The sequence below is a fragment of the Paenibacillus sp. M2 genome (assembly GCF_046713495.1).
Taxonomy (GTDB): Bacteria; Bacillota; Bacilli; order Paenibacillales; family Paenibacillaceae; genus Paenibacillus; species Paenibacillus amylolyticus_B.
In genome coordinates, this window is the sequence record NZ_CP169648.1 from 2,558,853 (window position 1) to 2,573,533 (window position 14,681).

General features: G+C 46.2%; 11 protein-coding genes. All 11 read left to right on the top strand.

Going from position 1 to position 14,681, the window contains the following annotated elements; genetic code table 11:
* Positions 1–57 precede the first annotated feature (57 nt).
* The 11 genes from proS (at position 58) to ACETMN_RS11935 (ending at position 14,654) form a co-directional block, all read left to right on the top strand.
* Complete coding sequence (gene proS, locus ACETMN_RS11885) at positions 58–1,512, top strand: proline--tRNA ligase (RefSeq protein WP_091017266.1); 1,455 nt, start codon at positions 58–60, stop codon at positions 1,510–1,512.
* 343 nt (positions 1,513–1,855) lie between these two features.
* Positions 1,856–6,175 carry a PolC-type DNA polymerase III gene (locus tag ACETMN_RS11890; protein WP_105598217.1) on the top strand — a complete coding sequence of 1,440 codons (4,320 nt, stop codon included), beginning with the start codon at positions 1,856–1,858 and terminating at the stop codon, positions 6,173–6,175.
* Between the two features lie 257 nt (positions 6,176–6,432).
* On the top strand, positions 6,433–6,894 hold the full coding sequence (rimP, locus tag ACETMN_RS11895; protein ID WP_091017262.1) for a ribosome maturation factor RimP: 462 nt from the start codon (positions 6,433–6,435) through the stop codon (positions 6,892–6,894).
* 123 nt (positions 6,895–7,017) lie between these two features.
* Positions 7,018–8,115: a transcription termination factor NusA gene (nusA, locus tag ACETMN_RS11900; protein ID WP_062833827.1), complete on the top strand. Its 1,098-nt coding sequence runs from the start codon at positions 7,018–7,020 to the stop codon at positions 8,113–8,115.
* Between the two features lie 25 nt (positions 8,116–8,140).
* On the top strand, positions 8,141–8,446 hold the full coding sequence (gene rnpM, locus ACETMN_RS11905; RefSeq protein ID WP_017689143.1) for an RNase P modulator RnpM: 306 nt from the start codon (positions 8,141–8,143) through the stop codon (positions 8,444–8,446).
* The gene (locus ACETMN_RS11910; protein ID WP_017689142.1) at positions 8,439–8,768 is read left to right on the top strand and encodes a L7Ae/L30e/S12e/Gadd45 family ribosomal protein; all 330 of its coding nucleotides are present in this window, start codon (positions 8,439–8,441) and stop codon (positions 8,766–8,768) included. Before rnpM ends, ACETMN_RS11910 begins: the two co-directional genes overlap by 8 nt.
* Positions 8,761–11,346 carry a translation initiation factor IF-2 gene (gene infB / locus ACETMN_RS11915; protein ID WP_091017260.1) on the top strand — a complete coding sequence of 862 codons (2,586 nt, stop codon included), beginning with the start codon at positions 8,761–8,763 and terminating at the stop codon, positions 11,344–11,346. Before ACETMN_RS11910 ends, infB begins: the two co-directional genes overlap by 8 nt.
* 25 nt (positions 11,347–11,371) lie before the next feature.
* The gene (gene rbfA / locus ACETMN_RS11920; RefSeq protein ID WP_017689140.1) at positions 11,372–11,731 is read left to right on the top strand and encodes a 30S ribosome-binding factor RbfA; all 360 of its coding nucleotides are present in this window, start codon (positions 11,372–11,374) and stop codon (positions 11,729–11,731) included.
* Positions 11,732–11,750: 19 nt separating this feature from the next.
* Entirely contained in the window at positions 11,751–12,728 is a 978-nt protein-coding gene (locus ACETMN_RS11925; protein WP_411736150.1) for a DHH family phosphoesterase, read from the top strand.
* Positions 12,722–13,645: a tRNA pseudouridine(55) synthase TruB gene (truB, locus tag ACETMN_RS11930; RefSeq protein ID WP_091017257.1), complete on the top strand. Its 924-nt coding sequence runs from the start codon at positions 12,722–12,724 to the stop codon at positions 13,643–13,645. Before ACETMN_RS11925 ends, truB begins: the two co-directional genes overlap by 7 nt.
* 70 nt (positions 13,646–13,715) lie before the next feature.
* Positions 13,716–14,654 (top strand): bifunctional riboflavin kinase/FAD synthetase, encoded by a 939-nt coding sequence (locus ACETMN_RS11935; protein ID WP_062835982.1) that lies wholly within the window; start codon positions 13,716–13,718, stop codon positions 14,652–14,654.
* Positions 14,655–14,681: the final 27 nt, after the last annotated feature.

Below are 14,681 nucleotides of genomic sequence, written 5' to 3' on the forward strand. Positions count from 1 at the left end.
GTTGGACTACGCTCTGGACATTCAGAGATAGTCGTTATGGGAGGACGCTGGAGTCTTATGTCAAAGGAAAATGATAAACAGTTCGTGACTGAAATCACACCACAGGGTGAGGATTTCTCACGCTGGTACATTGATGTTATCAAAAAAGCTGATCTCATGGACTATGCACCCGTACGCGGTTGTATTGTGTTCAAACCAGACGGTTTTGAAATCTGGGAACATATTAAGGATGAGTTGGATCGTCGTTTCCGGGAAACGGGTCATCGCAACGCATACTTCCCGATGTTCATTCCTGAGAGCTTCTTTCAAAAGGAAAAAGAGCACGTGGAAGGTTTTAACCCTGAATTACCATGGGTTACGGAAGCTGGCGGAGAGAAACTGGAAGAACGTCTGGCAATCCGTCCTACATCCGAAACGATTATTGGTCACATGTATTCCAAGTGGATTCAGTCTTATCGGGATCTTCCGGTACTGATCAACCAGTGGGCTAACGTAGTTCGTTGGGAAAAAAGAACGTTGCCTTTCCTTCGCACAAGTGAGTTCCTGTGGCAGGAAGGTCATACAGCGCATGAGACGGAAGAAGAAGCACGTGAAGAAACGATGAAAATGCTAGAGATTTATCGTGAAGTGGTTGAGGAATACTTGGCTATTCCTGTAATTGTAGGTCAGAAAACCAAGTCCGAGAAGTTTGCGGGTGCGGTGGATACGTACTCGATTGAAGCCATGATGAAGGATGGACGTGCAGTACAAGCAGGTACATCTCACTACATGGGGACGAACTTTGCAAAAGCATTTGAAATCCAGTATCTTAGCCGGAATAATGTGCTCGAGCTGGCTTACACCACTTCATGGGGAGTAAGCACACGTTTGATCGGTGCATTAATTATGGTTCACGGAGATGACCGTGGTCTCGTACTTCCTCCTAAGGTAGCACCGACACAAGTGGTCATGATTCCAATTGGACCTCCGAAAACGCGTGATGCTGTTGTTGGGCGTGCAGATGAGTTGTTCACTGAGTTGAAAAAAGCTGGAGTCCGTGTGAAAATGGATGATCGCAGCGATGTTCGCCCAGGTTGGAAGTTCAATGAATACGAGATGCGCGGTGTTCCGATTCGTCTGGAGATTGGTCCACGTGATATGGAAAATGGCGTTTGTGTACTCGTATCACGCATCACAGGTGAGAAGAAAGTGGTAGAACAAGCAAACCTGGTAGAAGAGATCCAGGCTATGCTGACACAGATCCAGGTAGATATGTTAGAGCGTGCTCGCACATTTATGTCGGATAACTTCTACTCCGTGGATACACTCGATGAGATGAAAGAACTGATGGAAAATAAACGCGGGTTTACACTGGCTGGATGGTGCGGTTCAGAAGCTTGCGAAGATAAAGTAAGAGAAGTCACTGGTGCAACAAGCCGGAACATTCCGTTCCAGCCTGCGGAAGAAAAGCATACGTGCCTGGCTTGTGGTGAAAAGGCTGAACACACGGTTGTGTTTGCAAGAGCGTATTAAGTCAGGATAACCTGACTATATACATTGAACTAAACATTTACATGAGAACGTAGAGAACAGAAATAACCTGAAGAAGCAAAGCGTTCGCCTTTATCCCCGGATTTTCACCTTTGTAAAAGGGAATCAAAAAATCTGGGGATAACAGCGATCTGAAGGTTGTTCTGTTATCGGAGTGGTAAGTGTAAATATCTCTTTGTTCAATTTATATAATGACACGTACGGACTGTAAGAGTAATGAATGGAGAGCTTCTGTCGGATAAAATGAGTCGGTGCGAGTTCGGATCGGTGACATTTTTGAATGCAGGGGCTTTTCATGCTTTAAGGGGGTACAAGGAGGAACACGATGAGCGGATTCGAGGAGAAGAGAAAACGGTTTGAGTTGTTGATGAAACAGGCAGAGCTTCCGGCTGGTCTGTTAGAGCCCTATTTTTTGGATGGATGGATTGAACAAGTAGAGACCAATCGAAGTAATCGGGAATGGAATATTCTGATTGCAAAGGATACGTTGGTACCCGCTCCAATCTATCGCACATTTTGCCTGCATATTCAAGAGAAGATGAATCATATCGCCAAAATTTCATTTGGCTTCAAATACACGGACCAAGTACAAAATGGTGATATCGTCACTGAATATTGGAATCTGTTTCTGGAGTGGGTTACCCGTGAGATTCCATCTGTAAATGGTTGGATGAACCGGACAACCTTTGAATGTGAAGAGGATCTTCTACAACTGACAATGAGTGATGCTACGTCGATGGAATTGGCTCGTAAGAAACAGATTGATCAGGCTATTACGAAATTCTATGACAAGTACTTTCATCTACCTCTTCGCATCAAGATGCAAGTGGGCGAAGTGGGAAGTAATAAAGAGGCCATGGAACAGTTCCAGGCCCAAAAACGTGTAGAGGAACTTGAGGTCATCGAGAAGATGATGAGTGAAGTGGACACAGAAATCCCGGTGGATGAGGAGCAGGGTGATCTGCGTTTGCAAATGGGTTATGACATCAAGGAGCCAGCAGTACCCATGCAGGAAATCCAGGATGAAGAGAAAAAGGTCACGCTTCAAGGTTCAGTGTTTGGACTGGATCGTAAAGAATTGCGAAACGGTAATACGTTGTTTACCTTCTACCTGACCGACTTCACGGATTCCATGCAAATGAAGATGTTTGCCAAAACAAAAGAGGATGTTAAAATTCTCAGTTTGTTGGCTAACGGTAAATGGGTAAAAGTGCGTGGTCGTGTAGAGTATGACCGGTTTATGCAAATTCCTGAGCTCGCCATGATTCCTTCGGATTTGATTGAAGTTAAAGCACCGCCGTCTCGCAAAGATAATGCACCAGAGAAACGGGTGGAGTTCCATTTGCACTCTACAATGAGTACGATGGATGCTGTAACTTCAATCGACAAATACGTGAAAATGGCAGCCGAGTGGGGACATAAGGCGATTGCTGTCACTGATCATGGTGGGGTGCAGGTATATCCCGAGGCTTCCAAGGCTGCTAAGAAAAACGGGATTAAGATGATCTACGGCCTTGAGGCCAATGTCGTGAATGACTCTGTTGCCGTTGTAATGGCTCCTCAGCCATTGGATCTCCAAACAGCAACATACATCGTATTTGATATCGAGACCACAGGTTTGTCGGTAACACAGAACAAAATCATTGAGATTGCAGCCGTGAAGATGCAAGACGGTAAAGAAATCGACCGGTTTGCAACGTTTGTGAATCCGCATGAACGCATTCCCTACAACATTCAGCAGTTGACCAATATTAATGATGACATGGTAAAAGACGCACCTGAGCTGGAGCCTGTTATCCGTGATTTTGTGCAGTTTGCTGGTGATGGTGTGCTTGTTGCGCATAATGCACGCTTTGACATGGGCTTTATCCAGGCTTCCCTGAAGCAAATTGGATTGCCAGAGCTTCCTAACCCGGTCCTTGACACATTGGAACTGGCGAGATTGTTATTTCCAAAAAACAAGAACCACCGTCTGAATACGATGGCTGATAAATATAAGGTTGGACTCGAAAGTCATCACCGTGCCATTGATGATACGGTTGCACTCGCGGGTATACTGATCGGATTATTAAATGATGCTGCTCAGATGAAAGGATTAACGAGACTTGATCGCTTGAACGATTATGTAGGTGTCGACTTGTCGAATACAAGACCTTTCCATTGTGGCATCTATGCATTGAATGATGTCGGTAAGAAAAATCTATATAAGCTGGTATCTCTCTCTCATACGGAACATTTCAAGCGGGTACCGTGCATTCCCAAATCAAAACTGATAAATTTGCGTGAAGGTCTTGTTATTATATCGGGCTGTGAAAAAGGGGAGTTTTTCGAAGCGGTGCTTAACAAATCGCTCGAAGAAGCGGAAGAGATCGCTGAGTTCTATGACATACTGGAGATTCAACCACTTACGATGTATATGCATTTGGTGGATAAAGGGTTGGTAGCTACACCCGAAGAAATCAAAACAGCGATCCGTAAAGTCATCGATATAGGTGCGAAACTTAATAAACCGGTCATAGCTACAGGTAACGTGCACTATTTGGAACCACGTGACAAGTTATATCGGGATATCACCATTCACGGTATTACAGGATTTAGTCCACTGAAAGATCAGCGTAAACCGGATGCACATTTTAGAACGACAGAGGAAATGCTGGAAGAGTTCCAGTTCCTGGGTCAAGAGAAAGCATACGAAGTCGTTGTTACAAATACGGTGGAGTTGTCTGACCGATTTGAGGAAATTAAGTTATTCCCGGACAAACTGTTTACTCCGATTCTGGAAGGTGCGGACGAAGAAATCCGTAATACCTGCTATAACACTGCCAAGTCCATCTATGGCGAGGAATTACCAGAAGTAATCGTGGCACGACTAGAGAAAGAGCTCATTCCAATTATTAAATACGGTTTTTCTGCCAACTATCTGATTTCGGAGCGCTTGGTTAAAAAATCGAATCAGGATGGTTATCTCGTAGGTTCGCGGGGATCGGTAGGCTCCTCTGTTGTTGCTACATTCCTGGGTATATCCGAGGTTAATCCACTACCTGCTCATTATATTTGCGTAAATTCAGAATGCAAACACAGCGAGTGGTTCCTGGACGGCAGCGTTCGGAGTGGATTTGACCTTCCAGAGAAAGAGTGTCCGGATTGTGGTGGCACACTTAAAGGAGAAGGCCAGGATATTCCGTTTGAGACCTTCCTTGGGTTTAAAGGAGATAAAGTTCCCGATATTGACTTGAACTTCTCTGGAGATTATCAGCCTCACGCACATAACTACACGAAAGTGCTATTTAGTGAGAAAAGTGTTTTCCGTGCGGGAACCATTGGTACGGTGGCTGAGAAAACAGCATTTGGTTTTGCCAAGAAGTATGAGGAACAGCATCAGAAGAAATGGCGTGGAGCTGAATTGAATCGTTTGGCCTCTGGCTGTACTGGGGTGAAACGGAGTACTGGACAGCATCCTGGCGGTATTGTCGTGGTACCTGATTATATCGAAGTCGAAGACGTTACACCTGTTCAGTTTCCGGCTGACGACGTTAATGCGGAGTGGAAAACGACACACTTTGATTATCATGCTTTTGAAGAGAACTTGCTGAAACTTGATATTCTGGGGCACGATGACCCAACGATGATGCGGATGTTGCAGGATTTGACAGGTGTCGATCCAACAACCATTCCGATGAATGATCCGAAAGTCATGAGCATGTTTAACTCAACCGAAGCTCTGGGTGTTACACCGGAACAGATTAGGTCGCCAGTCGCGACGTTTGGAGTGCCAGAGATGGGGACGAAGTTTGTACGTCAGATGCTTGTTGAATCCCAGCCGACGTCTTTTGCCGATTTACTTCAGATTTCCGGATTGTCCCATGGTACAGGGGTATGGCTTGGAAATGCTCAGGATCTGATTAAGAACGGAACGTGTAACATTAAGACGGTAATTGGTTGTCGGGATGACATTATGTTATTCCTGATTTATAAAACGGGAATGGACGCAAGTCTGGCATTTAAGATTACCGAGAGTGTTCGTAAGGGACGGGGTCTACCACAGGAATGGATTGACGAGATGAAAAATTGTAAAGTGCCTCAATGGTACATTGATTCTTGTCTCAAAATCCAGTACATGTTCCCGAAGGCTCACGCGGCCGCTTATGTTATTTCGGCAGTACGTACGGCATTCTTCAAGCTGTATCATCCGATTGAATATTACGCAACTTACTTTACCGTTCGGGCGGATGAGATTGATATCGAACTCATGTGTCAGGGATACGACGCGATCTATCGCAAAATTACGGAAATTGAGCAATTAGGTTTCCAGGCACCTCCAAAAGAGAAAAACATGTTACCTGTCCTGGAAATGGGTCTGGAAATGGCAGCGCGCGGATTCTCGCTGAAATCCATTGACTTATACCGTTCGGAAGCGACAAAGTTCATCGTTGACGGAAAAACACTAATCCCTCCATTTTCGGCGTTGGCAGGAATCGGGGATAATGCTGCTCGCAATATTGCTGCAGCACGTGATCATGGTGAGTTTCTATCGGTTGAGGACTTCCAGCAGAAGTCGAAAGCAAGTAAGACCATTGTTGAACTCCTGTCGAATATGGGATGTTTCCGTGGCTTGCCAGAGAGCAATCAGCTTTCCCTTTTCTAGGATTGAATTTGGATCTAACCTTAGCGATCGTTGGGGGAACGTAATTTTTCCTTCATTAGTAAGTAAACTGCCTGAAGCATCGCTTACTTGTCACTATTACCAGACTATGTTATAATTTTTGAAGTGAACGAGATAGTACGAATTTCTAAAGAGTGGGGAAACCCACTCTTTAGTCTTTGGTATACAAGAATCTTGGGTATTGAATAATCTGCCAGTGCTTTTTTTGCTGGTGTAACCTAAGTTGGAGGTTATTGGTTTTGAGCACAACGAACATTAAATCTACCGTGGAAGAAATGATCCAACCCTACTTGAACGAACAAGGCTTCGAGCTGGTTGACATCGAATACGTCAAAGAAGGCAGCAACTGGTTTTTACGGGTGTATGTCGACAAAGAGGGTGGCATCGACATCGACGATTGTGTCTTGATCAGCGAAAAGCTGAGTGCCAAGCTGGATGAGAACGATCCGATTCCAACCATCTATTTCCTTGAAGTGTCTTCTCCCGGTGCGGAGCGTCCACTGAAAAAACCTGAGGACGTTACCAAATCTGTAGGCAAAAATGTTTTTGTTACAACCTACGAGCCGGTGAACGGATTGAAGGAATTTGAAGGCAAGCTGCTTTCCTTTGATGACGGGGAACTCGTGATCGAAGCAGGCAAAAAACAGCATGCCATTTCTTATGATAAGGTTGCCAGTGCGCGCCTAGCTATTTTGTTTTAAGTGCCTTGTTCACTTTATTAATGAAAAAGACACATCTCACGATAACGGCAAGGTGCTCATGAGTTCAGAGCCTTTCGCCGTTTTACGTATGAGATGCCATGTTTGAAAGGGGGATCAACATTCATGAGTATGGATTTTATTGAAGCAATGAATGAATTGGAACGGGAAAAAGGGATCAGCAAGGATGTGCTGTTTGAAGCGATCGAGGCTGCACTAATTTCCAGCTACAAGCGGAATTTCAACACGGCCCAGAATGTGCGTGTTGACATGAACCGTAATACGGGAGTTATTCGGGTGTATGCCCGTAAATTGATCGTGGAAGAAGTCCTGGATTCACGTACCGAAATTTCATTGCCTGCTGCACGAGAAATCAACCCACACTTCCAGCTGGAAGATATTGCGGAGATTGAAGTTACGCCGCGTGATTTCGGACGTATCGCGGCACAAACTGCCAAACAGGTAGTGACCCAGCGGATTCGTGAAGCCGAACGCGGCCTGATCTACAACGCTTTCGTAGATAAGGAAGAAGATATCGTTACGGGAGTGGTGCAGCGTCAGGATTTGCGCAATATCTACATCGATCTGGGCAAAATCGAAGCGGCTTTACCGCTGACCGAATTGATGCCGAACGAGAAGTTTGTTCATGGTGACCGTATTAAGGCGTATATCACCAAGGTCGAGAATACGACAAAAGGGCCGCAAATCATTTTGTCCCGTACCCATCCGGGCCTCTTGAAACGTCTCTTTGAACTGGAAGTGCCTGAGATCTTTGACGGTGTAGTTGAAATTCGCTCCGTCGCTCGCGAAGCAGGGTTCCGCTCCAAGATTGCCGTTCATTCCCGCAACGAGGAAGTTGATCCAGTTGGATCTTGTGTAGGTCCTAAGGGAATGCGCGTGCAGACCATTGTGGGTGAGCTGCGCGGTGAAAAAATCGACATCGTTCGTTTCTCCGATCAGGTAGACGAATATGTTGCTAATGCACTGAGTCCTTCCAAAGTATTGGAAGTTCATGTATTTGAGGAAGAAAAGATGGCTCGGGTTATCGTTCCGGACTATCAACTGTCGCTCGCAATTGGTATCAAAGGCCAAAATGCCAGATTAGCAGCCAAATTAACCGGCTGGAAAATCGACATTAAGAGCGAGAGCCAGGCGGAACAGGAATTCGGCAGAGAAAAAGATTCTTCTTCTGAAATGCATCAGGATTCCGTCTCCGTCGACTAAAGTAAAGTACGGGGGGCGCTGACGTATGAAACCAAAAAAAGTGCCGCTGCGCAAATGTGTGGCATGCCAAGAAATGATGCCCAAAAAGCAGCTGATTCGCATTGTTAAAACGCCAGAGGATGAAGTGCTGATCGATTTGACTGGCAAAAAATCCGGACGTGGTGCCTATTTATGCGGCAAAGAGTCCTGTTTTAAGCTCGCACTCAAAAACCGGGCTTTGGATCGGGCGTTAAAAGGCAAAGTCTCACCTGAAATTTACGAGCAATTAGCAGCTGACTTCATTGCGGTTGAGGATGAATTCAAAGCAGCACAGGAGCGTGAACATGACTAATATTAAAACGCTGTCTTATTTGGGACTCTCTATGCGTGCAGGTAAACTTGTAACAGGTGAAGAAATTGTACTTAAAGCGATCCGTTCTTCCGAAGCTAAAATGGTTATTGTTGCGGGTGACGCCTCAGCCAATACACAAAAGAAATTTCGCGACAAATGCGGAACTTATAAGGTTCCTCTGTTGATCGGATTTGACCGGGATAGCCTGGGATCAAGTATCGGTAAAGACACGCGTGTTGTTCTTGCAGTAACGGATCGAGGGTTTGCAAAAATGATCTCCAAGCAAGTCGGTATAATGTCGGAGGTGGAGTATATTGAGTAAACAGGAAAACAAGGATAAATTGCGAGTTTATGAATATGCGAAGTCCCTTAATATGAGTAGTAAAGAAATTATAACCATTCTTAAAAAGCTGGAAATTCCCGTAAACAATCATATGAGTGTCATGGAGAATGGTTCAGTCGGTAAGGTGGAACAATTTTTTAAAGATATAAAATCCACTGCTGCTTCGAAACAAGGCAACGATGCAAAACCAGTTGCTACTTCGGCAGTGCGCAGTGACAAACCAGTGGACAGCAACCAGCCGGCCGGCGGAGTGAACACGCCGAAGAGTAGTAACCCATCCGGTAGTCCCGTACAAACAAAAATACAACAGGAAAAGCAGGTAGGTATGAACAATAGACCAAATTCCAACAATAACAATGGCACCCAAAGACCCAGCGGCCAAGACAGCCGCAACAGAACGAACTCTTCCCAAGGCTCAAGTCAAGGAGGACAATCAACTAACCGTCCAAGACCAGCTCAAGGTGGACAAAGCAGTACTGCATCCCGTCCGCAAGGAACGGGTCAACGTCCGAATAACAGCGGTGGCGGTCAAGTAAGAACTTCAGGCCCTAACAGCGGTGGTAATACAGGTACTGCTGGCAACCGTAGCGGTGGCCAAGGTCAGAGCCAAGGACAAGGCCAACGTAGAAGCGGCCCAGGTGGTACTACTGGCAACAACAACAATAGTGGTAACCGTTCGAACAGCGGTGGCGGTGGACGTCGTTATGATGACAACCGTGGCGGCAACTTCCGTGGTAACCGTGGTGGCAAGAATAACCGCAACAGAAATCAACAACAGTACCAACAACGTGAGAAAATTGATAACACACCTAAGAAAATCATCGTTCGTGGTGATATGACCGTTGGTGAAACAGCGAAGTTGCTCCATAAGGATGCTTCCGAAGTTATCAAAAAGCTCATCGCTATGGGCGTTATGGCAACAATCAACCAAGAGCTTGATATCGAAACAATCCTTCTGCTTTCAGGTGAATTCGGTGTTGAGGTTGAAGTGAAGATTGTGCTTGAAGATGACCGTTTCGAAACACTGGAAGAGAATGATGATGCTGCTGACTTGCAGGCTCGTCCACCAGTAGTTACGATCATGGGTCACGTTGACCATGGTAAAACTACTTTGCTGGATGCTATTCGTTCCACGAATGTATCCGATGGCGAAGCAGGCGGAATCACGCAACATATCGGTGCATATCAAGTTGAAATTAACAACAAAAAGATCACGTTCCTGGATACTCCGGGTCACGAAGCGTTTACAGCAATGCGTGCACGTGGCGCACAAGTTACGGATATGACGATTATTGTCGTAGCTGCGGATGACGGTGTTATGCCACAGACCATTGAGGCGATTAACCATGCCAAAGCTGCCGGGCTACCAATCATCGTGGCTGTCAACAAAATTGACAAGCCGGGCGCTGATCCAGACAAAGTGAAACAAGAATTAACCAGCTATGAACTCGTTCCTGAAGAGTGGGGCGGAGATACCATCTTTGTTAACGTGTCAGCGAAACAAAGAATGGGTCTGGAAGGTCTGCTTGAAATGATTCTGCTGGTTGCAGAAGTGAACGAATACAAAGCGAACCCGGACAAACGTGCCCGTGGTACAGTGATTGAAGCCGAACTGGATAAAGGACGTGGCCCAGTTGCACGTATCCTCGTACAGCACGGTACATTGAAAGTCGGCGATGCTTTCGTTGCAGGTAACTGCTTCGGTCGTGTTCGTGCGATGGTCAATGACAAAGGTCGCAAATTGAAAGAAGCTGGACCTTCAACACCTGTAGAAATCACAGGTCTGACTGAAGTTCCAGGTGCGGGAGATCCATTCATGGTGTTTGAAGATGAGCGCAAAGCGCGTTCCATCGCTGACAAACGTTCGATCACGCAACGTGAATCCGATCTGGGTACGCATACTCGTGTGACATTGGATGATCTGTTCCAGCACATCAAAGATGGCGAGATCAAAGATCTGAACGTAATCATCAAAGGTGATGTACAAGGTTCGGTTGAAGCATTGAAAGGTTCCCTTGCGAAGATCGAAGTTGAAGGTGTACGCGTGAAAATTATTCATAGCGGCGCTGGTGCAATCACAGAATCCGACATCATTTTAGCTGCAGCATCCAATGCTATCGTGATCGGTTTCAACGTTCGTCCTGATAACCAGGCGAAATCAACTGCAGATCAAGAGCAAGTAGACATTCGTCTGCATCGCGTGATCTACAGTGTTATCGAAGAAATTGAACAAGCGATGAAAGGTATGCTTGATCCGATCTACAAAGAAAAAGTTATCGGTCATGCTGAAGTTCGTAGCACGTTCTCCATCAGTAAAGTGGGTACCATCGCTGGTTGTATGGTTACCTCGGGTAAAATTACGCGTTCTGCGGAAGCACGCCTGATTCGTGATGGCATCGTCCTTTACGAAGGTAAGCTGGATTCCCTGAAACGTTATAAAGATGATGCCAAAGAAGTAGCACAAGGTTACGAGTGCGGTATCACACTTGATAAATATAATGATCTCAAAGAAGGCGACGTTATCGAAGCTTTCATTATGGAGACAGTACAACGATAAGCAAGGAAGCATGAGGTGAACAACGATGGCTAAGATTCGTACAGGTAGAGTGGGCGAGCAGATCAAGAAAGAAATAAGTCTGCTCATCCAGTCTGAACTGAAAGATCCACGTATCGGCTTTATTACGGTAACGGGAGTCGAAGTGACAGGAGACTTGTCGCAAGCCAAAGTTTATCTGAGTGTCTTCGGTGAGCAGGAACAAAAAGATAACACGCTCAAAGCTCTGGCAAAAGCAAATGGATTTTTGCGTTCCGAGCTGGGCAAACGTATCCGGTTCCGGCATGTTCCCGAGTTGATATTTAAGATTGACGAATCCATCGCTTATGGCAGCCGAATTGAGAAGCTGCTTGGCGATATTGGTTCCGACAAGAACGAATCCCAGTAACAGAATAGAGGAGACGGCAATGCACACTTATGAACAGGCGCTCCAGGCCGGAAAGCAATTTCTGCTGGAGCATGATGATTACCTGGTCGTGTCGCATGTACAGCCGGACGGTGACGCAGTCAGCTCGACGGTAACGGTGGGCTGGCTGCTGTCATGTCTGGGTAAGACATTCACGATGATTAATGAAGGTGAAATCCCGCATCGCATGCAATTTTTGTGGGAAGCAGGCAACATTGTGAACATGACCGAACAACCACCGCAGCGAAAATATAAAGCTGTTATCTGTGTGGATTGTGCAGACTTTGCCAGAGTAGGTTTGACACGTCATTATTTCGAAGACGATGCTGTTATCTTGAATATTGATCATCACCCTACAAATGACGGTTATGGTACAGTTAACATCATTAAGTCAGATGCTGCTGCAACGGCTGAAATCTTGTTCGATTTTCTTAACCTGTTCCAAGTAACATGGGATAAAGATGTTGCGACGGCAGTTTATACAGGATTGCTTACGGATACAGGTGGATTCCGCTATGCCAACACCAGCCCAAATGTAATGACAACGGCCTCCAGACTGCTTGAACATGGCGTGGATGGTCCCTATCTCGCCCAGACCTTGTTGGAGCAGGTGACTCTTCCGCAAGTTCGGATTTTGAATCAGGCACTATCAAGCCTGCAGATGACAGATGATGGAAAGATAGCCTGGGTTGTTATTACACCAGATGATATGGTGGCTTGTGGAGCAGCTAATGAAGATCTTGAAGGGGTAGTGAACTATCCGCGCAACATCCAGGGCGTGGAAGTTGGTATCTTTTTCAAAGTCATCAACGAGAATGCAGTCAAGGTTTCTTTGCGTTCAGCTGGAAAGATTGATGTTTCTGCACTAGCACAGACCTTTGGCGGAGGCGGGCATGTGCTCGCAGCCGGATGTCGTCTGGAAGGCAGACTTGATGATATTATCGCAAAAGTATTGAAGCAGGTGAATGCACAATGGTAAAGCCATTTGAAGGTGTACTTCCGGTATATAAACCGGCGGGATTTACTTCTCATGATGTTGTAGCCAAAATGCGCCGCATTCTCAAGATGAAGCGCATTGGGCACACAGGCACACTGGACCCACAAGTTACAGGTGTTCTGCCGCTCTGTCTTGGGCGAGCGACACGTGTGGTAGAATACATGCAGGAGCTTCCGAAGGAATATCTGGCTACGCTTAGATTGGGTCTGTCTACTGACACAGAGGATATGACAGGGGAAGTCGTTGAGCGTGCTGAAACGACTGTGGAAGTAACACAGGAACAGGTTCAACAGGTGCTTGAGCAGTTTCTGGGCACGATCTCACAGGTACCTCCTATGTATTCTGCGGTAAAGGTAGACGGCAAACGTCTTTATGAGCTTGCTCGTGAAGGGAAAACGGTAGAGCGCAAGAGCCGTGAGGTCACAATCTATGAGCTTGAGCTTACAGGGATTGAAACTCAGGGCGATACGACCGATATATCTTTCCGGGCCTTATGTTCAAAAGGTACTTATATTCGGACATTGTGTGTAGACATTGGGCGGCAACTCGGATATCCATCCACCATGGTTCAACTGGAGCGTACGATATCTGCAGGTATCTCTGCAGATCATTGTCTTCGTATTGAAGAAGTGGAACAACTTATGGCTGAGGGAACTTTGGCGGAGGCGCTGATTCCTGTTGACGAGGCTATTGCTTCGATTCCGGCCCACAAGGTTGGAGATGAACAGGCCAAAGGAGCACTTCAAGGTCAGAAACTGTCTGCACGTCTTTTGGAACCGCCAGTGGAGCAACCAGGTTTGCTGCGGTTGTATGCTCAGGATGGTACGTTTCTGGGGATATTTGAACGGGATGAACTAAAACCAACGGTGAGGGCAGTTAAAGTCTTTTTGCCGGAATAAAGAGGTTTCGGGCTTGGAGTTGTGGTGATGCTCAAGCTTGGCCTATCTAGTGAAATGCAGGTGAATGATTGTGAAAACCGTAATGCTAACCTATCCGCAGACGTTACATTCGACTGAGCTGAGCACACTGCCCCAAGTGCTTGCGATTGGTCAATTCGACGGACTGCATCTCGGACATGCAAGTGTCATTTTATCAGCTGTCCGCATTGCGCGGGAAACGGGCATGCAGGCAGCGGTCATGACCTTTCATCCACATCCGAAGGAAGTTATGCGCAAAGGGGATTACGAGGGTTATTTAACTCCCTTGAGAGATAAAGAAGACATCTTGGCAGGAATGGGCGTTGATGTACTCTATGTGGTGGAGTTCAATGAAGATTTCTCACGGTTGACGCCGCAACAATTCGTACACGACTTGTTGATTCCTCTTCAGACACGAACAGCGGTGGTGGGTTTTGACTTCCGTTTTGGTCACAAGGGCGCAGGGGATGAACAACTTCTTCGTACTTTGGGAGAAGGAGAGATGACGGTGGAAACCGTTCCTCCTTTCTTGTTAAATGGTGAAAAAGTGAGCAGTTCTCTCATTCGTGGCCTATTGAAGCGTGGGGAGATGGATGAGGCCAGTCAGTGGCTTGGCCGACCTTACAGCATCAGGGGAACCGTCATTCACGGGGAGAAGCGTGGACGAACGATTGGATTTCCTACAGCCAACCTTGAACTCACGGATCATTACGTTACCCCGTCTAAGGGTGTTTACGCTGTTCGTGTGCAGTATGGTGAACAGGAATTGCACGGCGTAATGAATCTGGGTGTGAAACCTACGTTTCACGAAAGCGGGATGAAACCTACGTTTGAAGTGCACCTGCTTGATTTTGATGGACACTTGTATGACCAGGAACTAAAGGTTGAGCTCGTTCACTATATTCGTGCAGAACGAAAGTTTGACTCCATTGATGCATTGATTAGCCAGATTCGTGAAGATGCATTAACTGCTGGCCGCCTGTTATCTTAAAGGCTCAGGATTAAATGCATGTTTACA

What these genes read in the sequence shown, in the direction of transcription:
- ACETMN_RS11925 (WP_411736150.1), top strand. Translation starts at nt 11,751, where the DNA reads ATGCACACTTATGAACAGGCGCTCCAGGCCGGAAAGCAATTTCTGCTG.
- truB (WP_091017257.1), top strand. Translation starts at nt 12,722, where the DNA reads ATGGTAAAGCCATTTGAAGGTGTACTTCCGGTATATAAACCGGCGGGA.
- nusA (WP_062833827.1), top strand. Translation starts at nt 7,018, where the DNA reads ATGAGTATGGATTTTATTGAAGCAATGAATGAATTGGAACGGGAAAAA.
- ACETMN_RS11890 (WP_105598217.1), top strand. Translation starts at nt 1,856, where the DNA reads ATGAGCGGATTCGAGGAGAAGAGAAAACGGTTTGAGTTGTTGATGAAA.
- rnpM (WP_017689143.1), top strand. Translation starts at nt 8,141, where the DNA reads ATGAAACCAAAAAAAGTGCCGCTGCGCAAATGTGTGGCATGCCAAGAA.
- rbfA (WP_017689140.1), top strand. Translation starts at nt 11,372, where the DNA reads ATGGCTAAGATTCGTACAGGTAGAGTGGGCGAGCAGATCAAGAAAGAA.
- proS (WP_091017266.1), top strand. Translation starts at nt 58, where the DNA reads ATGTCAAAGGAAAATGATAAACAGTTCGTGACTGAAATCACACCACAG.
- ACETMN_RS11910 (WP_017689142.1), top strand. Translation starts at nt 8,439, where the DNA reads ATGACTAATATTAAAACGCTGTCTTATTTGGGACTCTCTATGCGTGCA.